Annotated in this window: 18 protein-coding genes; 11 read left to right on the plus strand and 7 right to left on the minus strand. The window is 70.0% G+C overall.

Annotated elements, in window-relative coordinates:
• Positions 1 to 10: 10 nt before the first annotated feature.
• The 9 genes from F9B98_RS04925 (at position 11) to nhaA (ending at position 9,815) form a co-directional block, all read left to right on the plus strand.
• On the plus strand, positions 11 to 1,348 hold the full coding sequence (locus tag F9B98_RS04925) for a uracil-xanthine permease family protein (protein WP_150953646.1): 1,338 nt from the start codon (positions 11 to 13) through the stop codon (positions 1,346 to 1,348).
• A 317-nt stretch (positions 1,349 to 1,665) separates the two neighbouring features.
• Positions 1,666 to 2,718, plus strand: coding sequence for a LacI family DNA-binding transcriptional regulator (locus F9B98_RS04930; protein WP_150953650.1), 1,053 nt, complete (start codon positions 1,666 to 1,668; stop codon positions 2,716 to 2,718).
• A gap of 61 nt (positions 2,719 to 2,779) precedes the next feature.
• A complete protein-coding gene (locus F9B98_RS04935) occupies positions 2,780 to 4,072 on the plus strand; it encodes an extracellular solute-binding protein (protein ID WP_225310223.1) in 1,293 nt (430 codons plus the stop codon).
• A 61-nt stretch (positions 4,073 to 4,133) separates the two neighbouring features.
• The gene (locus tag F9B98_RS04940) at positions 4,134 to 5,075 is read left to right on the plus strand and encodes a carbohydrate ABC transporter permease (RefSeq protein ID WP_150953659.1); all 942 of its coding nucleotides are present in this window, start codon (positions 4,134 to 4,136) and stop codon (positions 5,073 to 5,075) included.
• Between the two features lies 1 nt (position 5,076).
• Complete coding sequence (locus F9B98_RS04945) at positions 5,077 to 6,030, plus strand: carbohydrate ABC transporter permease (protein WP_150953662.1); 954 nt, start codon at positions 5,077 to 5,079, stop codon at positions 6,028 to 6,030.
• A complete protein-coding gene (locus F9B98_RS04950) occupies positions 6,027 to 6,968 on the plus strand; it encodes a PfkB family carbohydrate kinase (RefSeq protein ID WP_150953665.1) in 942 nt (313 codons plus the stop codon). Before F9B98_RS04945 ends, F9B98_RS04950 begins: the two co-directional genes overlap by 4 nt.
• Position 6,969: 1 nt before the next feature.
• The gene (locus F9B98_RS04955) at positions 6,970 to 7,941 is read left to right on the plus strand and encodes a glycoside hydrolase family 68 protein (protein WP_150953670.1); all 972 of its coding nucleotides are present in this window, start codon (positions 6,970 to 6,972) and stop codon (positions 7,939 to 7,941) included.
• Between the two features lie 196 nt (positions 7,942 to 8,137).
• The gene (locus tag F9B98_RS04960) at positions 8,138 to 8,365 is read left to right on the plus strand and encodes a hypothetical protein (protein WP_150953673.1); all 228 of its coding nucleotides are present in this window, start codon (positions 8,138 to 8,140) and stop codon (positions 8,363 to 8,365) included.
• Between the two features lie 118 nt (positions 8,366 to 8,483).
• Positions 8,484 to 9,815: a Na+/H+ antiporter NhaA gene (gene nhaA, locus F9B98_RS04965; RefSeq protein ID WP_150953675.1), complete on the plus strand. Its 1,332-nt coding sequence runs from the start codon at positions 8,484 to 8,486 to the stop codon at positions 9,813 to 9,815.
• 218 nt (positions 9,816 to 10,033) lie between these two features.
• Here the strand turns inward: nhaA and F9B98_RS04970 are convergent, their stop codons facing one another.
• Entirely contained in the window at positions 10,034 to 12,610 is a 2,577-nt protein-coding gene (locus F9B98_RS04970; protein WP_191966673.1) for a bifunctional lysylphosphatidylglycerol flippase/synthetase MprF, read from the minus strand.
• An 83-nt stretch (positions 12,611 to 12,693) separates the two neighbouring features.
• Positions 12,694 to 13,134, minus strand: coding sequence for a cation:proton antiporter (locus F9B98_RS16090; RefSeq protein WP_225310224.1), 441 nt, complete (start codon positions 13,132 to 13,134; stop codon positions 12,694 to 12,696).
• A 378-nt stretch (positions 13,135 to 13,512) separates the two neighbouring features.
• Here F9B98_RS16090 and F9B98_RS04980 point away from each other — a divergent pair, with 378 nt between their 5' ends.
• Positions 13,513 to 14,187 carry a response regulator gene (locus F9B98_RS04980; RefSeq protein WP_150953682.1) on the plus strand — a complete coding sequence of 225 codons (675 nt, stop codon included), beginning with the start codon at positions 13,513 to 13,515 and terminating at the stop codon, positions 14,185 to 14,187.
• A complete protein-coding gene (locus F9B98_RS04985; protein ID WP_150953685.1) occupies positions 14,184 to 15,263 on the plus strand; it encodes a sensor histidine kinase in 1,080 nt (359 codons plus the stop codon). The genes F9B98_RS04980 and F9B98_RS04985 overlap by 4 nt, the downstream gene beginning before the upstream one ends.
• 81 nt (positions 15,264 to 15,344) lie before the next feature.
• Here the strand turns inward: F9B98_RS04985 and F9B98_RS04990 are convergent, their stop codons facing one another.
• The 5 genes from F9B98_RS04990 to F9B98_RS05010 all read right to left on the minus strand — a co-directional run bounded on the left by F9B98_RS04990 (position 15,345) and on the right by F9B98_RS05010 (position 21,961).
• On the minus strand, positions 15,345 to 16,358 hold the full coding sequence (locus F9B98_RS04990; protein ID WP_150953688.1) for a LacI family DNA-binding transcriptional regulator: 1,014 nt from the start codon (positions 16,356 to 16,358) through the stop codon (positions 15,345 to 15,347).
• A 157-nt stretch (positions 16,359 to 16,515) separates the two neighbouring features.
• Positions 16,516 to 18,177 carry an HNH endonuclease signature motif containing protein gene (locus F9B98_RS04995; protein ID WP_150953691.1) on the minus strand — a complete coding sequence of 554 codons (1,662 nt, stop codon included), beginning with the start codon at positions 18,175 to 18,177 and terminating at the stop codon, positions 16,516 to 16,518.
• Positions 18,178 to 18,486: 309 nt separating this feature from the next.
• Positions 18,487 to 19,941, minus strand: a complete 1,455-nt coding sequence (locus F9B98_RS05000; RefSeq protein WP_150953694.1) for a glycoside hydrolase family 1 protein — start codon at positions 19,939 to 19,941, stop codon at positions 18,487 to 18,489.
• Between the two features lie 29 nt (positions 19,942 to 19,970).
• On the minus strand, positions 19,971 to 20,876 hold the full coding sequence (locus F9B98_RS05005) for a carbohydrate ABC transporter permease (protein ID WP_150953698.1): 906 nt from the start codon (positions 20,874 to 20,876) through the stop codon (positions 19,971 to 19,973).
• Positions 20,873 to 21,961: a carbohydrate ABC transporter permease gene (locus F9B98_RS05010; RefSeq protein WP_225310225.1), complete on the minus strand. Its 1,089-nt coding sequence runs from the start codon at positions 21,959 to 21,961 to the stop codon at positions 20,873 to 20,875. The genes F9B98_RS05005 and F9B98_RS05010 overlap by 4 nt, the downstream gene beginning before the upstream one ends.
• Positions 21,962 to 22,000 lie beyond the last annotated feature (39 nt).

Here is a 22,000-nt window from a genome sequence, read left to right on the forward strand (position 1 = left end):
AAGGAGACACATGTTCCGCTGGAAGCTGCACGGCAACGGCCGCACCGTCGAGCCCGGGGCCGTCGTCGCCCCCGGCGAGCGCCTGAACTGGGGCGCGACGATCGCGATCGGGCTCCAGCACGTCATCGCGATGTTCGGCGCGACCTTCCTCGTGCCCGTGCTCACCGGCTTCCCGGTGTCGACGACGCTGCTGTTCTCGGGCGTGGGCACCCTGCTGTTCCTGCTCGTGACGAAGAACCGCCTCCCCAGCTACCTGGGCTCGTCGTTCGCATTCATCGCTCCGATCACGGCGGCGACGGCGACGGCGGGCACCGGATCAGCCCTCGCGGGCATCGTCGCGGTCGGCGTGCTTCTCGCCATCATCGGCTTCGTCGTGCAGTTCGTCGGCCTGGGCTGGGTCGACAAGGTCATGCCCCCGGTCGTCGCCGGAGCGATCGTCGCGCTGATCGGCTTCAACCTCGCGCCCGTCGCCTGGTCGAACTTCAAATTGCAGCCCCTGCCGGGCACGATCACGCTCGTCGCCGTGATCCTCTTCAGCGTGCTGTTCCGCGGCTTCCTCGGCCGTATCTCGATCTTCCTCGGTGTGATCGTGGGCTACGTCGCCACGGTGCTCATCCAGGCCGCTTCCGGCGAGACCCTCATCGACTTCGGCGCCGTCGAAGCGGCCCCGTGGGTGGGCCTGCCGACCTTCCAGATCGCCGACTTCTCCACCCCCGCGACCTGGTCGGTCATCGCGATGTTCCTCCCCGTCGTGCTGGTGCTCGTGGCCGAGAACGTCGGTCACGTGCGGGGTGTCGCGGCGATGACGGATGCCACGGCCAACCGCTCCACCGGTCGCGCCCTCATCGCCGACGGTGTCGCCACCACGCTCGCCGGTGCCTTCGGAGGCTCGGGAACGACCACCTACGGTGAGAACATCGGCGTCATGGCCGCGACCCGCGTCTACTCCACCGCGGTCTACTGGGTCGCCGGCCTCACCGCCGTCGTGCTGAGCCTCTCACCCAAGGTCGGCGCGGTGTTCAACACCATTCCGGCGGGCGTCCTCGGCGGCGTGACCACCGCGCTGTACGGCCTGATCGGCATCATCGGCATCAAGATCTGGGTCGACAACCGCGTCGACTTCTCGCGCCCGGTCAACCAGTACACCGGGGCCGTGGCCCTGGTGCTCGCGATCGCCGGCTTCACGATGGACATCGGGCAGTTCGAGCTCGGCGCCATCGTCCTCGGTTCCGTCGCGGCGCTGGTGATCTACCACCTCGGCAACGCCATCGCCCGGGCGCGCAAGACCGGCGCCGACGACGGTGGCCCGATCCCCGCTGTGGGCCCGCTGGGCGGCGACCCGCGCTGACGCCCGAGCCGGCCGACGGACGGCCGGGTTGGCCGCGCACCGGCGGCGTCACCTGAACGCCGACCTCACCCGCCTTTCGCGAGAAGACCCGCGATTCGACCGAATCGCGGGTCTTCTCGACGAACGCGAGTGATCTCGTCGAACGAGGCCGGGTTCGCCGGTCCGTCACCCGGCACGCACGCCCCACCCACCACCTCGCGGCACCGTTGCCGGACCGTTACTTGACACTGAGGCGCAGCAGACCGCACACTGATCTCGGTCGCTGATAAATCGGTTTATCAGCAAGATAAATCGATTATCCAAAGGAGGGTGACGCCATGGCCCGTGTGCGTATCGCAGATGTCGCGAAGGCCGCCGGCGTCTCTCCCGCCACCGTCTCGCTCGTCCTCAACGACGCCGAATCGCGCATCTCCGACGAGACGAAGGATCGCGTGCGCCGCGTCGCCGACGAGGTCGGCTACTCCCCCAACCCGATCGCGCGGAGCCTGCGCACACGCGTCACCGGGACCATCGGGCTCGTGTCGGACCGCATCGCGACGACACCCTTCGCCGGCCGCATGCTCGCCGGAGCGCAGGAGGTCGCGCGGGAGAACGGCCGGCTGGTCATCCTCGTCGACACCGACGGGCACCCCGAGATCGAGTCCGACGCGATCTCGACCCTGGTCAACCACCGCGTGGACAGCATGGTCTACGCCTCCATGTACCACCGCGTGCTCCCGGCTCCCGCGGGCCTGCCCGCCGGCACGGTGTTCCTCGACTGTCGCCCCGAGGGGGGCGGCTACCCGGCCGTCGTGCCCGACGACTACGCCGGCGGCCGCGCGGCGACCGCCGAGTTGCTCGAGGCCGGACACCGCCGCATCGCCTACATCGACGACGGCGACGACGACCGCCCGGTGGCCGCGCAACTGCGCCTGCAGGGGTACCTCGACGTGCTCGCCGAAGCCGGCATCGAGCCCGACCCGGCCCTGCACGTCTTCGCTCCCACCTCGGCCGCGGGCGGTCAGCGGGCGATCGCCGAGCTGTACGACCTCCCCGAGCAGCAGCGCCCCACCGGCGTCTTCGCCTTCAACGACCGGATCGCGGCCGGAGTGGTCATGTGGGCCCACCGTCACGGCATCCGGATCCCCGAAGACCTGTCGGTCGTCGGCTACGACGACCAGCAGCTGGTCGCGGCGGAGCTGGATCCGCCCCTGACCACCGTCTCGCTCCCCCACGCGGCCATGGGCCGCTGGGCCATGGAGGTCGCCCTCGGCCTCCGCGAGGCAGACACCGAATGCCCCCACCTCATGGACTGCCCGATCGTTCGTCGGGCTTCCGTCGGCCCTCCCGCGCACCTCGGCAGCGCGCGGGAACCCCGGGTCGCGGACTGACGCCTCCCGGCGTCCTCTCACGATGGCGACAGCGATGTCGCCGCACACCGAAAGGAACACGATGAAGAAGTCCTTCATCCCGCTCGCCGCGATGGGCGTCGCTGCCGCGCTGGTCATGACCGGCTGCGGTCAGGCAGGCAAGGGCAGCACGACGACCGAAGACGGTCGCACCGTGCTGACCATGTGGACCCACTCCGCGGGCAACCCCGCCGAGCTGGCGGTCTACCAGCAGATCATCAGCGACTTCAACGCCTCGCAGGAGAAGTACGAGGTCAAGACCGAGTCGTTCCCGCAGGGCGCGTACAACGACGCGATCGTCGCCGCGGCGGCATCGGGCGACCTGCCGTGCCTTCTCGACCTCGACGGTCCGATCATGCCCAACTGGGCCTGGGCGAACTACCTGCAGCCGCTGAACATCTCGAGCGACATCACCGACAAGCTCCTGCCGACCGCGGTCGGAAAGTACAACGGCGAGATCTACTCGGCCGGCTACTGGGACGCCGCCCTCGGCATCTTCGCCCGCAAGTCGGTCCTGGATGCCAATGGCATCCGGATTCCCACCATGGACCAGCCCTGGACCGCCTCCGAGTTCGACGCGGCTCTGGCCACCCTGAAGGCCGCGGGCTACGACACCCCCATCGACATCGGCGCGGAGGACAAGGGCGAGTGGTGGCCCTACGCCTACTCGCCGTTCCTGCAGAGCTTCGGCGGCGACCTGATCGACCGCTCCACCATGCTCACCGCCGACGGCGCCCTCAACGGGGCGGATGCCGTGAAGTGGGGCGAGTGGTTCCAGTCGCTCTTCAAGAACGGATACGCCAACAGCGGCGGCACCGTGGGCAACCAGGAGTTCGTCGACGGCAAGGTCGCGCTCAGCTACACGGGCGTGTGGAACGGTCTCGCCGCGGTGGACGCCGTGGGCGACGATCTGCTGATCCTGCCGCCGCCGAACCTCGGCAACGGCCCCAAGATCGGTGGCGGTTCGTGGCAGTGGGGCATCTCGTCGTCGTGCAACGACGCCGACGGTGCGCGCCAGTACCTGGAGTTCAGCTTCAACGACAAGTACATCACCGAGTTCGCCGACCAGCAGCTCGTGATCCCGGCCACCGAGGCCGCCACCGAGGCGTCGAAGTACTTCAACTCCACCGACGGCGCCCTGCGTCCGTTCGCGGAGTTCTCGAAGGAGTACGCGGTGCTGCGCCCCGAGACCCCCGCGTACGCGGTGATCTCGACCACGTTCGAGACCGCGGCGAAGGACATCATGAACGGCGCCGACGTGAAGTCGGCCCTCGATGCCGCCGTCACCGAGATCGACACCAACATCTCGTCCAACGACGGCTACGGCGCGAAGTAACGCCGAGCCTGCGGTGGGGGTCCGTCCGGGCCCCCACCGCACCCGGGAAAGAAGAATCCTGATGACCGTGTCTCCCCCGGTCGCCGCGGCGAAGCAGCCGCGCCGATCCCTCCGCCGCATCCGCTCCTCGCGCGGACGCGAAACCTGGGCCGGCCTGGCGATGATGGCTCCCGCCGGGCTCCTGCTCCTGCTGTTCCTCATCGTCCCCGTGCTGTTGGCCTTCACGCTGTCGTTCACAAACGCGCGCCTGATCTCGCCGAACCCGCCGCGTTTCGTCGGACTCGACAACTTCTTCCGCGCCTTCACCGCCGACCCCGTCTTCCTGCAGTCGGCGCTGAACACCTTCCTCTTCGCGCTCGTGGTCGTCCCCGTGCAGGCGGGCCTCGGCCTGCTGCTCGCGATCCTCGTCAATCAGCGTCTGCGCGGCACCACGTTCTTCCGCGTGGTGTTCTTCATCCCCGTCGTCACCTCGATCGTCGTGGTCTCGATCCTCTGGCGCTTCATGTACCAGAGCGACGGGCTGATCAACTCGATGATCGACACCGTCACCTTCGGCGCGCTGAAGGGCGCCGACTGGCTGAACGACCCCAGCACCGCCCTCGGTGCGATCATCGTCCTGTCGATCTGGCAGGCCGTGGGCTTCCACATGATCATCTGGCTCGCGGGGCTGCAGACGATCCCCGAGGAGCTCTACGAGGCCGCCCGCATGGACGGCGCGAGCCGCTGGCACCAGTTCGCCCACGTCACCTGGCCGGGGCTGCGTCCGACCATGGTCTTCGTCCTCGTCACGATCACGATCGCCGCTCTCGGACTCTTCGTCCAGGTCGACGTGATGACCCAGGGCGGCCCCCTCAACTCGACGTCGACCGTCGTGTTCCACGCGGTGCGCAAGGGCTACGAGCAGCAGGAGATCGGCTACGCCGCCGCCATCTCGCTCCTGTTCTTCGTCGCCGTGCTGATCATCGCGCTCATCCAGCGCTGGTTGACCCGAGAGAAGAACTGACATGACCGGCACCCTCGAACGCCCCGGGCGCACTGTTCGCGCCGCGCGCGCCACCGCTCCCGCTCGAGCGCGCACCCGCTCGTCGGAGGGCCGCAAGGGCCGCATCCTCACCTACGTGTCGATGTCGATCCTCGCGCTGTTCTTCCTGTTCCCCCTCGTGTTCATGTTCGTCTCGAGTCTCAAGCCCGACGCGCAGATCCTCCGCGACATCAACTCCCCCGCGGCGTTCCTCCCGACCGGCGACATCAGCCTCGACAACTACTTCGGCGTGTTCGACCGCGTCCCCGTAGGGCAGTTCCTCTTCAACTCGATCCTGGTGACGGTGCTGACCGTCGGGCTCGGCCTGATCGTGAACTCCCTCGCCGGCTTCGCCCTGTCGCGCCTGCGCTGGAAGGGCCGCGTGGTCGTGCTGGCCCTCATCATCGCGACGCTCATCGTGCCCTTCGAGACGATCGCCGTGCCGATGGTCTACTGGGTCAACCAGCTGCCCACCCTGGTCATGGAGGGCGGCGTGCTGAAGTACGACTTCGGCTGGCTGAACACCTACCAGGTGCAGATCGTCCCGTTCATCGCGAACGCGTTCTCGATCTTCCTGTTCGCGCAGTATTTCTCCACGATCCCGCCGTCCCTCGACGAGGCCGCGCGCATCGACGGCGCGAGCTGGTTCACGATCTACCGCCGCATCATCGTGCCGCTGTCGGGCCCGGCGTTCGCGACGGTCGCGATCCTGACCTTCCTCCCCGCGTGGAACCAGTACCTGTGGCCCCTCATGGTCGTGCAGAAAGAGAACCTGCGCCCGGTCATGGTCGGCATGCAGTACTTCTTCCAGCTCAACACCGCCTGGGGTGAGGTCATGGCCTACACCTCGCTCATCACCCTTCCCGTGCTGATCGTGTTCCTGGTCTTCCAGCGCGCGTTCGTCAGCAGCATCGCCGCGAGCGGCGTGAAGGGATGACCCGCGATCTCGATGTCGTCGTGCTCGGCGAAGCACTGATCGACATCGTCACCACTTCCGCCGGGGCGGCCGAGCGCCCCGGCGGAAGCCCCGCCAACGTCGCCGTCGCCCTCGGTCGACTCGGACGACGCGCCGCCCTCGTGGCACGCGTCGCCGACGACGAGCGAGGACACGTGCTGACGCGGTGGCTTTCGGCATCCGGAGTCGCTCTCCACCCCGCCGGATCTCCCGACCGCACCGCCACCGCCCACGCCGTCATCGACGAGCGGGGGAACGCCACCTACGACTTCGACATCGACTGGGCGCTTCCCGCGCGCGTCGAGGTCCCCGCCGCGCGGATCTTCCACACCGGCTCGGTCGCGGCCACCCTCGCCCCCGGAGCCGATGAGGTCCGAATCGCCGCCGACCGCGTCCGAGGCGCGGCTCTGGTCAGCTACGACCCGAACATCCGCCCGGCACTGACCGGCGGAGTCGACGACGCCCGATCCCGCGTGGAGGCGCTCGTCGCCCTGAGCGACGTGGTCAAGGCCAGCGCCGAGGACGCCGAGTGGCTCTACCCGGGCGTCGCCCCCATCGACGTGGCCCGCGGATGGGTCGCTCGCGGAGCGGGTCTCGCCGTCATCACGGACGGGGATGCCGGCTCCCTCGGCGTCACCGCGCACGCCGAGGTCCGGATCCCCGCGGTGGCGACCGTCGTGGTCGACACCGTCGGAGCGGGCGACACCTTCATGGGAACACTGCTCGACGGCATCCTGGATCTGCCCGCCGCCGGCGTCGACGACCTGCGCGCTGCGGTGCGAGCGCTCGATGCCACCACCCTTCCGCCCCTGCTCCACCGTGCCGCAGCCGCCGCCGCGATCACGGTCGGTCGCGAGGGGATGGACCCCCCGACCCGAGAAGACCTGCAGCAGTCCGCTGCCCCGAAAGAGAGTGCCTGACGTGTTCGACCTCGCCGATTCCTACGTGTGGGATTTCTGGTTCGCCGACGACGGTGACCGCTACCACCTGTTCTTCCTCTACGCCTCGCGCGCCCTGCACGACCCGGAGGACCGCCACTATCGCGCCTCGGTGGGCCACGCCGTCTCGACCGACCTCGTGTCGTGGGAACGCGTCGCCGACGCCCTCGTGCGCGGCGGTGCCGAGGACTTCGACGCGCTCGCCACGTGGACCGGGTCGACCGTGCGCCGCGAAGACGGCACCTGGTTCCTCTTCTACACCGGCTCACGCCTGGGCGAAGACGGACGCAACGTGCAACGCATCGGATACGCGACCAGCGACGATCTCTTCACCTGGCACAAGAACCCGGCGAACCCGGTCCTCGAGGCCGACGGAGAGATCTACGAACGCCTCGCCACCACCGCCTGGCACGACGAGGCCTTCCGCGACCCGTGGGTCTTCGCCGATCCGGCAGGCCGCGGATGGCACATGTACGTCACCGCCCGCGCACCCCGGGGACCCCTGAACGGCAGCGGCGTCGTCGCGCACGCGACCTCGCCCGACCTCGAGACCTGGACGCTGCAGGCTCCCGTCAGCGAGCCCACCGACCAGGGCTTCGGCCAGCTCGAGGTCACCCAGGTCGAAGAGGTCGACGGCCGTGCCGTGCTGTTGTTCTCGTGCATGCCGGCGCAGGCGATGGATGCCGTGCGCGCCCGCCACCCCCGCGGTGCCGTGTGGGCGGTGGCCGCAGACAGCGTCCTCGGCCCGTTCGACATCGGCGCCGCCACGCCGATCACCGACGACGACCTGTACGTGGGACGACTCATCAAGGACCGCGCGGGGGTCTGGCAACTGCTGGCCTTCCGCAACGTCGGCTCGGACGGCGCTTTCGTCGGCGGCGTGACAGACCCCATGCCCGTGGGCTGGGACGGCGACCGTCTCGTCGTGAAGCAACCGGCGAGCCTGGCGGTCTGACCCGCGGACACCACGGACGCGCACGCTGCTTTTTTTGGGGGGGCGTGCGCGTTCGTCGTCCGTGCGGTCCGCACCGCAGTGCACGCCCTGTCCTCGCCCGCAAGAGGGGATGCCGGGACGCGAGCAGTCGGTAACGTCGGGCGCCCGGCGAGGCACCGACGACCGCCTCGCCATCGATGACGAGAGAGGCACGCTCATGGCATCCGACATCTCCGACCCGTCGCAGGCCGCCGCCGACGAGAACTCCTACGAAGGCGCCGACGTCGAGGTCTCGCCGACCGACGCCCCCGCGAACGGAGACGGTTACGACGGTGACGCCACGCCCGGCGGCCTGGGAACCGACGGCACCATCCCCGACGACCCGAACGGCGTCGCCGCGGGGCACTCCGACACCGCGTCGCACTTCAACCCCGAAGAGGACTGACTACGCGCGAACCGGCGGCACCACACCGCCGGTTCGTGCGCGTCCTGACGGTAAACTGGCCGATGGTGCGTCGGGAAGTCTGGTCGACATTTCGTCGATCGACCCCTCAGGAGCCCTCATGAGCCACGACACCACGCGCGCGCCGCACTGGCCCGGGTACGCCGAGGTCCACCGCGTCACCACGCTCCTCCGACGCGAATCGGTCGGTGGAATGCTGCTGGTCGTGGCGGCGATCGTCGCGATCGTGTGGGCCAACTCCCCCGCATCGGACGCGTACTTCGCGGTGCGGGACTTCCGGTTCGGCTACGAGCCGTGGCACCTCGAGCTGAGCGTCGGGTCATGGGCCGCGGACGGTCTGCTCGCGGTCTTCTTCTTCCTGGTCGGCCTCGAGCTCAAGCGCGAGATCGTCAGCGGGAGCCTCCGCCGCTTCAACACGGCCATCGTGCCCGTCACGGCGGCGTTCGCGGGCGTCGCCGTCCCCGCCCTCATCTACGTCGCGATCGTGCACACGCAGCCGAGCCTGCTGGCCGGTTGGGCGATCCCCACCGCGACCGACATCGCCTTCGCGGTGGCCGTGCTCGCGCTGGTCGGTTCGCACCTGCCCGGCCCCCTGCGCATCTTCCTGCTGACCCTCGCGGTGGTCGACGACCTCATCGCCATCGCGATCATCGCGATCTTCTACACCAGCGACATCGCGCTGCTGCCGCTGGCGGTGTTCGCGATGCTCGTCGTCGTCTACGGTGTGATCGCGCACCGGTGCCGCGCCTGGTTCTCGCGCCACGCGTGGGGCGCGTGGGTCGTGCTGCTGCCGATCGGCTTCGCCGCGTGGGCCTTCCTGCACGCCTCGGGTGTGCACGCCACCATCGCCGGTGTCGCCCTCGCTTTCACCATCCCCGTCGCCGCCTCGCGCCGCCAGCCCGAGCACCACGGCATGGACCTCGCCGAGCTGTTCGAGCATCGATTCCGCCCGCTCTCGAGCGGCATCGCGGTGCCGATCTTCGCGTTCTTCGCCGCGGGGGTCGCCGTCGGCGGGGGCGAGGGCATCATGCGGGCGCTCACCGACCCCGTGACCATCGGTGTGGTGGCCGGTCTCGTTCTCGGTAAGCCGATCGGCATCCTGCTCGGCGTGCGCATCCTGACCCTCGTGACGAAGGTGCGGCTCGATCCGGCGCTGAAATGGATCGACCTCGCCGGGGTCGGCCTGCTCGCGGGTATCGGCTTCACCGTGTCGCTGCTGATCGCCGAGCTGAGCTTCCCCGACGGCTCACCCCACACCGACGACGCGAAGATCGCGATCATGGCGGCCTCGCTCCTGGCATCCGTCCTCGCATCCTCCGTGCTGCTCGTGCGTAACCGGCGTTACAAGCAGCTCGCTCTTGATGAAGAGGTGGATGCCGACGGCGACGACGTCCCCGACGTGTACCAGCTGCCGCGGCCCGACGCCCGCTGAGCCCCGCGCGCGACGTCACCAGAACAGGCGGCGTGCCGAGAACAGGGCGATTCGCGCGATCGCGGCCTGTTTCCGTGGCATCCCCTGTTCTGGTGACAGCACCCACCGCAGCGCCGCCGGGTCGCGAGAACAGGCCACGGCACCGAGAACAGGGCGATTCCCGCCACAAAGGCCTGTCCCTATGGCATCCCCCTGTTCTCGTGACGAGACGCACCGCGTCAGCGCCCCGCCCCCTCCCGCGGCCGACGCAACTGCGCGGCCAGCGCGGCGGCGGAGCGCAGCGTGAGCCCGGGGATATAGCACCGGACGAGGGCGAGGGCGATGGCCGGGATCTGAGTGGCATCCGGGTAGATCATCCACAGCGGCGCGAAATCGGGCTGGAACTTCTTCTTGAAGTTCGCGAGCGACCGGAAGCCATACGCGGGCTCGAGCAGGGCGCTGATCACGTCGAGTCCGCGCTCCAGGGCGCTGCGGTCAGCGTCGTCTGCGGTGGAGTGCCGCGCGAGGGGTGAGCCCGACAGGCTCATCACGGTCATGTCGTCCTCCCGGAGCCGCTCCACGGCCTGGCCGATGAGGAACTCCATGATCCCGGGCATCGCGTCGTCGCGTCGACGCATGACGTCGAGGGCGTACCCGGCGATCGCGCCGTCGCGGTGGATCGGGATCCAGCTGGTGAACGCGGTGATGCGCCCCGCCCCGTCGCGCGCGACCAACAGCCGCACCTCGGGATCGTCGAGCTGGTCGGTCGAGCCGAGGGTGAAGCCCATCTCGGGGATCGTCTTGTCGGACACCCACGCCTCGGAGATGTCGCGGATCTGCCCGCGATCGAGGAACGACAGCTCGCTCCACCGGGCCCAGCGCGCGCTCACTCCCTCGCGCGCCGCGCGGTTGGTCGCCGTCCGCACGTCCTGACGCTTCTTACCGGCAGGCGTCCACGTGCGCGGGTCGAGGAACGCCTCTTCGGCGACCTGCAGCGACGACCAGCCCAGCAGGGCGAGCCGCTCGCGCTCGGCGTCGTCGACGCTGTAGAAGACGGGCGTCCAACCCTGCTCCTCGCAGAACGCCGCGAACTCCGCGCCGACGGACGCGTCCTCGCGGTCGGGGCCGAAGGGACCCCCCAGGGTCACCGCGAAGCCCCCGCGCACGCGGTACGCGATCGCCGCCTCCGCTTCGGCGGCGAACCAGTAGACGTTGCCCTCCCACAGGGTCATGTGCCCGAGCGTGTCGCCCGACCCGGCCGCGAGCAGAGCCCGCGCGCGCTCGCGGTCGGGCGCCGTCTCGGCAGCTCCCGACCGCACGACGAAGCGCGCGGTGGCCGCGACCGCGGTCAGCCAGAACAGCGACGGCGGCAGGTACCACGCGGCCTGCGCGGCGCCCGTCATCGGCACGAAGACGAGCGCCTCAGGCGGCAGCAGGGAGGGCGGCACGAGACGCAAGGGAAGCGTTGCGAGCACGGTCGTCACGTTCGGCCGGGGACGGAAGTCGGCGGACGACATCAGGATGCCGACGAACGCCAGGCCCATCGTGCCCAGGGCGGCGAACACCACGGTGCGCGCGAACGTCCGACGTACCGCGCGGGTCGACCGGATCTGCGCCGCCGCGCGGAAGCGCACGAGCAGCACGGCGACCACCAGCGGGAGGGCGGCGCCGACGACCATGCCCACGACCGTCTGCCAGACGTCGGCGGCGTCGTAGGCCGCGCGCACGGTCGCGAGCTGCTCGAGGGTGTCGGTCTCGCTCAGCAGGAGCAGGATGCTCATCGCCACGAAGGTCAGCGCGTTCACGCCCACGGCGAGGTGCAGGGCACCGCGGCGACCGCGCAGCACGCCCCAGGCCGCGATCAGCAGCACCAGTTGCGGCAAGGCCGCGATCCACCCCGACGCGGGCTGCAGCTCGGCGTAGACCGAGGCGAGCGCCGGGCACGGGGCGTTCGTCGACCCGATCGCGCAGACGACGCCGTCCGCGACGTTCAGCGGGTCGAACGACAGCCAGCTGTAGACCGAGAGCACTCCGGCGCCCGACCCCCACAGGGTGGCCACGACCGGCCCGATCGCGGTGATGGCGGTGAGCGCGGCCAGCAGCACGCGCTTCTCACGCAGGGAGCTGCGAGGGATGCCGACGGCCCGCGTCCCGCCGAGCACGAGTCCCGCCGCCATGCCGACCGGCAGAGCGATGAGGGTGTAGAGATCCGACGCCGACGCGGCGTAGAGGAACATCGTCACGGCGAGGATCACGCCACCGATCCGGATGCGACGGCGCCACAGCGGCGAGGCGAAGCAGCTCGCGGCGATCGCGACGCACAGCAGCGCGGCGATGGGCGGCGCCCCGGTGTCGGGGGTGACGTTCAGCGAGACCTCGGGGATGACGTTGTCTTCGAACCACCCGATGATCTCGCCGATCGCGCAGACGACGAGCCCGCCGCCCACGAACGCCGCGAGCAGACGTCGTGTGCCCATGAGCCCCTCGGCCAGGCCGCAGGTCACGAGGGTCAGCAGCACGATCACGACGAGCACGGCCGGGTCGTCGACCCGCACCAGGGCGAGGAGCATGTCGCGCAGATCGAACGGACCGGCCTCGAACGTGCTCTGCGTCGCGATCGTGATGCCGCTGACGACGAGGATCGCCAGGGTCACGCCCATCGTTCCGACCCGACGGCGCAGCAGCCCGCCGATGTCCCACCGCGGCGCACCGCGCTCAGGGCGCGGGGCGCGCGCCGTATCGGGGGCCGCCTGCACCTTGTCCATCACCGCGACCATCGGTCCTCCCCGAACGTGCGCATCGCCGACCACCGGCATCCTGTCCATGCTCGCGAGAACCCACCGGCACGCGCATCAGCCGGTCGGCCCGCTCCTCGGGCCGATCGGGTGGTCCGACCGGATCAGGCGGCGGCGACGCGCGCCGGCCAGAACCGGCGCACCAGCAGCGGACCCGCGACGCCGTGCAGGACGACGCTGCCGAGCACGACCATGCACGTCGCCGCCAGCACGAGGAATCCCTCCTCGCCGGGCAGCGCGTTCGCGGCGATGAGACCGAAGACGATGGATGCCGCGCCCCGGGGTCCCATCGCGGCGACGAAGAACCGTTCCTTGCGGGTGGCCTCGCTGCCGACCAGGGCGAGCAGGACGGGGAAGAACCGGCCCACGGTCAGGGCCACGAGAGCGAGGACGATCGCCGGCCACCAGTCGTACGTCTCGCTCAGCAGCACGATCGAGGCGAACCCGAAGGCCAGCCACAGCAGCAGATTGAGCAGCCACGAGAGGTCGTCGAGCAGGGCGATCTCGACGGAGGGCGCGTCGACGAAGAGCAGGTACGCCAGCACGATCTCGGCGAAGAAGAGGGTGGCCTTCGATTCGAGGAACAGCTCGCCCTGGACCGGCAGCAGCGCCGCCGAGCAGGCCCAGCCCGGTCATGACGATCGGTCCGTTGACCGTGGCCCTGCGGAAGACCCGGCTCCACAGCGCTTAGACCGGCAGCGCTAGACCGACGACGAGCAGAGGGACGGACACGGGGGGACTCCTCGATCTGGGCGGGAGCGCAAGGGCGACGGCGGGCGCCATGCGGGCACGCCGCCGGCGAGACCAGTGTGGCGCAGACGCGGCGCCTGCGCCCGGGGCTGACCGGGTACCTTCGTCGTCCGGTCGGGTAGACCGGCGTTTCCCCTCTCCCCCGGGGCGCTCGCGATCCCTAGCCTGGTCGCATGGCATCCCACGCCTCTCCGCTCATCCGCGTCGCCGTCATCGACGACGAGGCGCTCATCCGCTCGGGTTTCTCGCACATCCTCAGCGCGGCCGACGACATCGAGGTCGTGGCGACCGCCGACGGCGTCCAGGCGATGGAGGTCCTCGCCGAGGCCCGCCCCGACGTGGTGCTCCTCGACATCCGGATGCCGGGACGCAACGGCCTCGAGGTGCTGCGCGACATCCGCCGGGCGGGGTGGGACATGACCGTGGCGATCCTGACGACGTTCGACTCCGACGACCACATCGCTTCGGCCCTCGACGCCGGCGCGGCCGGGTTCCTGGTCAAGGACACCGATCCGCGGCAACTGCCCCAGCTCGTGCGCACCCTGCACGGCGGCGGGGTGGTGTTCTCGCCCACCGTCAGCCGCGCGGTGGTGGCGGGATACCTCCGCCCCGAACACGCCGCCGACACCCACCTGATCGAGGCGCTGAGTCCGCGCGAGCGCGAGATCCTCGTGCAGTTGGGGCGCGGGCTCTCGAACATCCAGATCGGCGCGGCGATGTTCCTGAGCCCCGCCACCGTCAAGGCGCACATCAGCACGATCCTCGGCAAGCTCGGTGTCGACGGACGCGTCCAGGCGGCCCTCGTCGCCGAGCGCGCGGGCCTGCTGCGCGACGAGGACGCACGATGAGGCGCCGCGATGTGCTGATCGATCTGGGCCTCGTCGCCGTGGCCGCCCTCGACGGCGTGCTCGGGTTGTACACGACCGACCCGCTCGACCTCGCCCTCACGCTCATCGGAGCCGCGGGCCTGCTGCTGCGCCGGAAGATCCCCCTGCTCTCCCTCGCGCTGGCGCTGCCCGCCCTCTTCCTCACCGGTGGGCCGATCGCCTCGGTGATCGCCCTGTACACCGTCGCGAGTACGACGGGCATGGTGTGGCTGATCGTCGCGACCGCCGTCACCTTCCTGGGCCTCGGCCTGTCGTGGGACAGCTTCACCTCGGTGAACGAGCACGTGCTCGCCCTCGTCTACGCCACGATGACCTCGGGCGGCGCCGTGGCGCTCGGCCGGCTCCGGCGCAATCAGAGCAGGCTCTCGGCGAGCTTGGACGAACTGCGCCGCGCACGGGCCGATGAGAACCGTCGCGTGGCCCGCGAGGCCGTCGCCGAGGAGCGCGCCCACCTCGCCCGCGAGATGCACGACGTCGTCTCGCACCAGGTGAGCCTGATCACGGTGCAGGCGGGCGCGCTGATGGTGCGGACCAACGACCCCGAGGTCGCCGAGACGGCCGACACCATCCGCACTCTCGCCTCCACGACCCTCGCCGAGCTGCGTCAGATGCTGCTCGTGCTGCGCGCCGACGGGCCCGAGGCCGCACCCCTCGGCCCGCAGCCGACGCTCTCGCACCTCGACGAGATCCTGCACCCCGCCGATCTCGAGGTCGACGCCCGCATCGACCTGCGCGAGGGGCTCCCGCCCGCCACCCAGCGCGCGGTCTACCGCACGATCCAGGAGGGGCTCACGAACGTGCGCAAGCACGCCCCGGGCTCTCGCGTCACGGTGACCGCGACGAGTACCGACACCGGCGGCGTGCAGGTCGTCCTCCGCAACGCCGCCTCCCCGGCCCGGCGCCCCGACCCGGCCCCCACGGCCCGCCTCGGCCACCTCGGCCTCTCGGAGCGCGCGCACATGCTGGGCGGCTCGTTCCGTGCCGGCCCCCTCGCCGACGGCGGGTACGAGATCGACCTGCGCCTGCCGGGATCCTGACGACTCTTCACGCGGGCGTGGCCCCGCACCAGAACGCGCACGGCATCGACCCCGACACCGCCGAGTGGGCGTAGTAGAGTCTCACGCCGATGCGCGCTCGACGACCTCGATCGGCAGGATCGTAGCGTGCGCCGCGGGGCGACCGGCGAGGATGTCGAGCAGAACGGATGCCATGTGCCGGCCCTGCGTCAATGACGGCTGCCGGACCGTGGTCAACGCCGGCACGACCGCGGTCGACACCGCAGAGTCGTCGAAGCCGATGACCGCCACGTCACGCCCGGGCTCGAGACTCCTGTCGCGCAGCGCCGTGTAGACGCCGCGGGCCATGAGGTCGCTCGCGACGAAGACGGCTTCGGGGGTGACCCCGCTCGAGAGGATGCGGTTCATCGCGAGGGCACCGCCCATCTCGGTGAAGTCTCCGCTCTCGACGGCTACCGGCTCCAGACCCGCCTCCGCCATCGCGCGGCGGAATCCCTCGAGGCGGTCGATACCCGCGGGCATGTCCGACGGGCCCGACACGGTGGCGACGCGACGGTGTCCGCGCGCCAGCAGGTAGGCGGTGGCCACACGGCCACCCTCGACGTTGTCGACGTCGACGTAATAGTCCTCGGCGCGAACGCGCGCGGGGCGCCCGCCGTAGACCACCGGGACGACGTCGGCGACGCGGTCGAGGAAGGTGTCGCTGGTGTGGTGCGACGCGACGATCGCGCCGTCGACGCTGCCGCTGCGCAGGTATCCGAGCGCTTTGGCGCTGGCGTCGTCGCTCGCGATGAGCATGTTCATGATGTAGTCGGACTCCCCGATCACTTCGCCGATGCCCGCCACGATCGAGGCGAAGAACGGATCGCCGAAGAAGCGGTCGGTCTGCTCGGGGATGACCAATGCGATGGCGCGGGTCTGGCGACTCGCGAGCGAGCGCGCCGCGCGGTTCGGCACGTACTGCAACTCGTCGATCGCCCGACGCACGGCCTCGAGAGCGGAGGGCGAGACGGCCGTGGAGCCGTTGACGACGCGCGAGACGGTCGAGCGCGACACTCCGGCGCGCGCGGCCACCTCTTCGATCGTGGCGGTACCCCGCACGGATGCGAGATCCATCGCTTTCCCTCCTTCGGGACGGCGGCATTGCACCGCGCTCGGGTAGCCGGGTGCGCTCCGCGCTGAAGCGAGCGTACTGCGCAGACGACCGTGCTGCTCGACCCTCAGACCGAAACGAGGGGTCGGCCCTTCCCGCGCGAAGCGGGGACGGCTGCGCTTAGAACGGGGGTGGGTCGGTGTCGTAGGCGCCTCCGAGGGGGGAGGTCCAGGTGGTGGGGGCGTCGGGTGGGTGGTCGATGTCCCAGCGGGTTTCGTGGCGGAGGCGGTGGTGGTGGCGGCATTTGGGGTCGAGGTTGTCGTCGTCGGTGGTGCCGCCGTCGGCCCAGGCGGTGAGGTGATCGATGTCGCAGTCGCGTGCGGCGCGGTTGCAGCCGGGAAAGACGCAGGTGGGTGAGGTGATCCCCAGCCACCGGCGCAGTGCGACAGGTACCCGATAGGTCTTGCGGTCGAGCACGAGCGGTGCGCCGGTGACCGGGTGGGTCAGCAGCCGGATCCAGGAGGTGGCGGTGCCGGCGAGGCGCCGGGCGGTGTCGAGGTCGATGGGTCCGTACCCCTCGAGGGTGGCCGGTTCGGTGTCGTGACCGAGGAGCGTGAGCGCGGGAATCGTGACGATGACGGTCGCCGGTGGGGCGGAGCGGAACGTGCGTGGGGCGTCCGGGGCCAATCCGGTTGGTGCCACGGATGGGGCGGCTGCGTTCTCGGCCGAGGCGTCAGCGGTCGACGGCACGGACGGGGCGTCCGCATTCGCGTTCGGGGCGTCTGCGGGAGGGGCCGTCGTCGCCTCTGCCGGGGCGTCCGTCATCGTGATGAGGTCGGCGAACGCGTCGGCGCGGAGTTGGGCGAGGGTGCGTTCTTCGTCGTTCGCAGCACGCACGTGCCGGGCAGCTTTGTCGAGGCGGGACATGACAGCGTGCGCACGGTCAGCGGGGAGCAGTGCGTGCAGGGAGGCCATGCCATCCAGCTCGGCTCTCATCCACACCCCGCGGTCCTCGGCGGCGCGGCGGTGACGGGCCTCGATCGATTCAGCGTGCACGCGTTCACGGATCGCGCGGGCTGCGACGGCGAACTTCGCCGGGGTCAGCACCAGCGCGGGCGGGCACGCCTCGTCGTCGAAACGCGCGAACGCGTCGGCGTCACCGGCGGGCAGGGTCGACGCCAACCGCGCCGCATCCACCGCGTGCCTCTCGGACAGGCGCCCCTCACCGAACGCGGCCCACAGCTTCGGGCACCCCACCGCCAACGTCCGCGCGTGCGCGGCCCGCGTGCGAACGGTCTGCTCGGACAGGTGCAGACGCACCGCGATCTCGGCGACCGCGGCGCGCTCGGCGAGATCGACGCGGTCCCGCCGCACGGCCCTAGGGGTGCGGCCCCGGGGATCCTGCCACGCACGATCGAGCGTGGGGTCGGGCCCGACCCACGGTGTCGGATCGAACGCGGCGTCGTCGAGGATCGCCAGGATCAGGCGGTACTCCTCCGCCGTCGCCCGCTGCCGCTCCGCGACCACATTCTCCAGGTGCCCCACCCGCCCATCGACATCCGACACCGCCAGAAACACGCTGTCGAGCGGGTGCGCGACGTCGTCCCCTTCCCACGCGTCGACGTCACCGGCACCATCGAACGGAAACACCTGCCCCGCAGACACAGGCACGTCGCCGGGCGCAGGGGTGTCGGCATCCGTCCACCATTCGACATCGCCGCTCTCCCGGAAAGCCGCCCATTCCGCCTCGAACTCGAGCTCGTCATCGCTCGGCCACGGCGCTCCATCGCACTCCCGAAGCGCCGGCGTCGGCCGGTGCGCGGAGGGTGCGGGGCGGGTCATGGCAGAACGCTACCGCCGACCTCCGACATTGGATCGGGGCGATATCGAGGGCCAGCTGTTCGCCGACACCCCCGCATGGTCGAGCCGTTATCCCCGGCTCGGCAACGTCCGAGACGCCCGTTCGGCCCCATCGCCTGTCCCGCCGTCGAACACAGCGCGACGCAGCCCCGCTCAGGATCCACCGTCCCGTTGCACCCGCCAGGGCGCGCGCAGCAGAAGCCGCGTGCCCAGCAAGGGGGCATGCGGCTTCTGGGGCGCGTTATGCGTCGCGTATGGGCCGTTGCGTGACCGGCCCCGGAGAGGTGAGCGTCAGCCCACGGGCGCCGGCTCCAGCGCGCGATCCGCGATCACCCGGGCGTACGCGAGCCCCGAGTCCTTGATCGTGCGCTCCTGCGTGGCGTAGTCGACGTAGACGATGCCGAAGCGCTTCTCGTAGCCCCAGGCCCACTCGAAGTTGTCCATCAGCGACCAATAGAAGTAGCCGCGGACGTCGACGCCCTTGTCCACGGCATCCAGAACCGCTCCGAGGTGCGCTTCGACGAACTCGACGCGCTCGACGTCGTGCACGCGGGCCTCGCCGCCGTCGCTCGAGAGCTCGTCGTCGTACGAGGCGCCGTTCTCGGTGACGTAGAGGGCCACACCGGCCTCGGCCGAGTAGTCCTCGCTGACCCGCTCGAGAAGGCGCGTGAGCCCCTCGGGCTGCACCTCCCAGTGCATGTTGGTCCGGCGCAGGCCACGGTCGTGCCAGTACAGGTTCTCGTGCGCGGGGAAGGGCTTGCCGACCGGGCGCGGCGTGGGTGCATCTCCCGCCGGCGGGTCGACCTCGGGGGGCGTGCCGCCGACGAACTCACCGTGGTAGTAGTTCACGCCGAGCGAATCGATGGGCGTCGAGATGATGTCGAGGTCGCCGGGCTGCACGGCCTCCTGCCAGCGGGCGACCGCATCGGCGTCGGTGTCGCGGAAGTCCTTGATGATGTCGGCCGGATACTGCCCGCGGAAGATCGGGTCGAGGAACCAGCGGTTGAACTGTCCGTCCACGCGACGTGCGGCGTCGAGGTCGGCCGGGTTGGCCGGGTCGACGGCATCCGCCACCGTGAGGTTCAGCGTGAGCCCGAGGTTCAGCGAGGAGTCGCGGGCGCGGAGCTCGCGCACGGTCTGTCCGTGACCCAGCAGCAGGTGATGGGCGGCGAGCATGCCCTCGGCCTGGGAGAAGTGCCCGGGCGCGTGGATGCCCGCGGTGTAGCTGAGGAACGACGAACACCACGGCTCGTTCAGCGTCGTCCACACGTTCACGCGATCACCGAGCGCATCGTGCATGTCGAGCGCGTACTCGGTGAACTTCTCGCTCGTCTCGCGGACGGTCCAGCCGCCCTTCTCCTCCAGCGCCTGCGGGAGGTCCCAGTGGTACAGGGTGAGCCAGGGCAGGATGCCGGCATCCAGCAGCTCGTCCACGAGGCGCTTGTAGAAGTCGACGCCCTTCGCGTTGAGCGCTCCGCCGTCGGGGCGGACCCGTGACCACGAGGTCGAGAAGCGGTACGTCTGCAGCCCCAACTTCTTCATCAGCTGCACGTCGCCCGCGTAGCGGTGGTAGTGGTCGCACGCGACATCGCCGTTGTCGGCGTTGATGACGGCGTCGGGCACACGACTGAACGCGTCCCAGATCGATGCGGTGCGGCCGTCTTCGAAGGCCGCCCCCTCGATCTGGTAGGCCGCGGTGGCGGCGCCGAAGAGGAAGCCTTCGGGGAACGAACGAGTGTGGGACATGGATCGGGTTCCTTCCGTGGGCGCGAGGGTCATCCCTTGACCGCCCCTTGCATGATGCCACTGACCAGCTGCTTGCCCGCGAAGACGAACAGCAGCAGTAGCGGGATCGTCGACAGCAGCACGCCCGCGAGGACGATGGAGTAGTCGACGAAGTAGTTGGACTGCAGCAGCGACAGGGCCACCGGCAGCGTGGGGTTCTGGCGATCGAGCACGATGAACGGCCAGAAGAAGTTGTTCCAGGCGCTGACGAACGTGAAGAGCCCGAGCATCGCGGCGGCCGGACGCGCGGCCGGCACCCCGACCGTCAGGAACGTGCGGAACGAGCTCGCCCCGTCCACGCGCGCTGCCTCGATGAGCTCATCGGGCACCGCCTGGCGCAGGTACTGCGTCATCCAGAACACCCCGAAGGCGCTTGTGAGCGACGGGATGATGATGGCGCCGAGCTGACCGGTCCAGCCGAGCTCGCTGAAGAGGATGTACAGCGGCACGACGCCCAGCTGCATGGGCACGGCCATGGTCCCCACCACGAACACGAGCAGCCACGGGCCACCGCGGAACCGCAGCTTCGCGAAGGCCCAGCCCGCGAGGGTGGAGAAGAAGACGACGGATGCCGCGATCAAACCCGAACTGATGATGGAGTTCAGCAGCGCGGGCCAGAAGTTGACGGCCGAGTCGCCGATGACGGATGCCGCGTTGGCGAAGAAGTTGCCACCGGGGATCCAGGACCGATTCGCGTCGCGAATGGTGGACGAATCCCCCGAACCGATCAACAGCGACCAGTAGAACGGGAACACGCTGGCCAGCAGCACCGCACCGAGGGTGGCGTAGACGATCCAGCCGGGGCGGGATCCGCGCACGGGTCGCGGGCGGCGACGCACGGGACCGGGGAGGTCGCGATCGATCACGGGCACGGGAGCCGGGGTGACGGCGGTCATCGACCCGCCTCCTTTCTCGGGGTGGACAGGCGCGCGGCATCCGCTTCGAGTCGCACCTTCGCGGCACGAGCCTGCGCGCGTCGTTCGCGACGGGATCGCGGGTCGCGGCCCCCTTCGTCGCGCACGAGCGAGCGCGTGACGAACAGGTTGATCGCGCCGATGGCGAGGATGATGAGGAAGAGGATCCAGGCCAGGGCCGCGGCGCGGCCGAAGTTCCATTCGCCCCAGCCGACGTTGTACAGCCACAGGGTGACCGTCAGCCACTGATTGTCGGCGCCGCCGGTGCCGTACTGGTCGTACATGCGGGGCTCGTCGAAGATCTGCAGGCCGCCGATGGTGGCGGTGATGATGACGAAGACGAGGGTCGGCTTCAGACTCGGCAGCGTGATCGAGAAGAACTGGCGGATCTTGCCCGCACCGTCGACCGTCGCCGCTTCGTAGTACTCGCGCGGGATGGCCTGCATCGCCGCGAGGAGGATGAGGGTGTTGTAGCCGGTCCAGCGGAAGTTGACCATCGTGGCGATCGCGATGTGGCTCGCGAACGCGTCGGAGTGCCAGGGCACGGCCGGGAGGCCGAGGTTCTGGAGCGTGGTGTTCACGACGCCGTATTGGTCGCCGAACATGTTGCTGAAGATGAGGGCGACGGCCACGGGGGCCATCACGTAGGGCACGAGCACGCTCATGCGCCAGAACGTCTTGGCGCGGATGTTCTGGTCGAGCATCGCCGCGATGAAGATCGCGAGGATCAGCTGCGGGACGCTCGAGAGCAGGAAGATGCTGAAGGTGTTGCGCAGGGCGATCCAGAACTTGGGCTGCGAGAGCACCCAGGCGTACTGGTCGAAGCCGATGAACTCGCCCGAGTTACGGACCAGATCCCAGTCCATGAACGAGATGACCGCGGTGTAGGCGATCGGGAAGAGACCCGTGATCGCGAACAGGATGAAGAACGGCGAGATGTAGAGGTACGGCGAGAGCTTCAGGTCCCATGCGCTGCGGCGCTGACCGAAGCCGAGCCGCCGGGGCTGTCGCTCGCCCGCGGGTCCCGACGCCGCGGCTCGCGTGGGCCGCTCGAGAGTGCTTGTCACGGTGGTGTCTCCTCCTCGAGACGAGGGGCGGATGCCGGG

Origin of the sequence: Microbacterium testaceum StLB037, assembly GCF_008763945.1 — a bacterium.
Taxonomy (GTDB): domain Bacteria; phylum Actinomycetota; class Actinomycetes; order Actinomycetales; family Microbacteriaceae; genus Microbacterium; species Microbacterium testaceum_G.

What these genes read in the sequence shown, in the direction of transcription:
- F9B98_RS04925 (WP_150953646.1), top strand. Translation starts at nt 11, where the DNA reads ATGTTCCGCTGGAAGCTGCACGGCAACGGCCGCACCGTCGAGCCCGGG.
- F9B98_RS04930 (WP_150953650.1), top strand. Translation starts at nt 1,666, where the DNA reads ATGGCCCGTGTGCGTATCGCAGATGTCGCGAAGGCCGCCGGCGTCTCT.
- F9B98_RS04935 (WP_225310223.1), top strand. Translation starts at nt 2,780, where the DNA reads ATGAAGAAGTCCTTCATCCCGCTCGCCGCGATGGGCGTCGCTGCCGCG.
- F9B98_RS04940 (WP_150953659.1), top strand. Translation starts at nt 4,134, where the DNA reads ATGACCGTGTCTCCCCCGGTCGCCGCGGCGAAGCAGCCGCGCCGATCC.
- F9B98_RS04945 (WP_150953662.1), top strand. Translation starts at nt 5,077, where the DNA reads ATGACCGGCACCCTCGAACGCCCCGGGCGCACTGTTCGCGCCGCGCGC.
- F9B98_RS04950 (WP_150953665.1), top strand. Translation starts at nt 6,027, where the DNA reads ATGACCCGCGATCTCGATGTCGTCGTGCTCGGCGAAGCACTGATCGAC.
- F9B98_RS04960 (WP_150953673.1), top strand. Translation starts at nt 8,138, where the DNA reads ATGGCATCCGACATCTCCGACCCGTCGCAGGCCGCCGCCGACGAGAAC.
- nhaA (WP_150953675.1), top strand. Translation starts at nt 8,484, where the DNA reads ATGAGCCACGACACCACGCGCGCGCCGCACTGGCCCGGGTACGCCGAG.
- F9B98_RS04970 (WP_191966673.1), bottom strand. Translation starts at nt 12,610, where the DNA reads ATGCCGGTGGTCGGCGATGCGCACGTTCGGGGAGGACCGATGGTCGCG.
- F9B98_RS04980 (WP_150953682.1), top strand. Translation starts at nt 13,513, where the DNA reads ATGGCATCCCACGCCTCTCCGCTCATCCGCGTCGCCGTCATCGACGAC.
- F9B98_RS04985 (WP_150953685.1), top strand. Translation starts at nt 14,184, where the DNA reads ATGAGGCGCCGCGATGTGCTGATCGATCTGGGCCTCGTCGCCGTGGCC.
- F9B98_RS04990 (WP_150953688.1), bottom strand. Translation starts at nt 16,358, where the DNA reads ATGGATCTCGCATCCGTGCGGGGTACCGCCACGATCGAAGAGGTGGCC.
- F9B98_RS04995 (WP_150953691.1), bottom strand. Translation starts at nt 18,177, where the DNA reads ATGACCCGCCCCGCACCCTCCGCGCACCGGCCGACGCCGGCGCTTCGG.
- F9B98_RS05000 (WP_150953694.1), bottom strand. Translation starts at nt 19,941, where the DNA reads ATGTCCCACACTCGTTCGTTCCCCGAAGGCTTCCTCTTCGGCGCCGCC.
- F9B98_RS05005 (WP_150953698.1), bottom strand. Translation starts at nt 20,876, where the DNA reads ATGACCGCCGTCACCCCGGCTCCCGTGCCCGTGATCGATCGCGACCTC.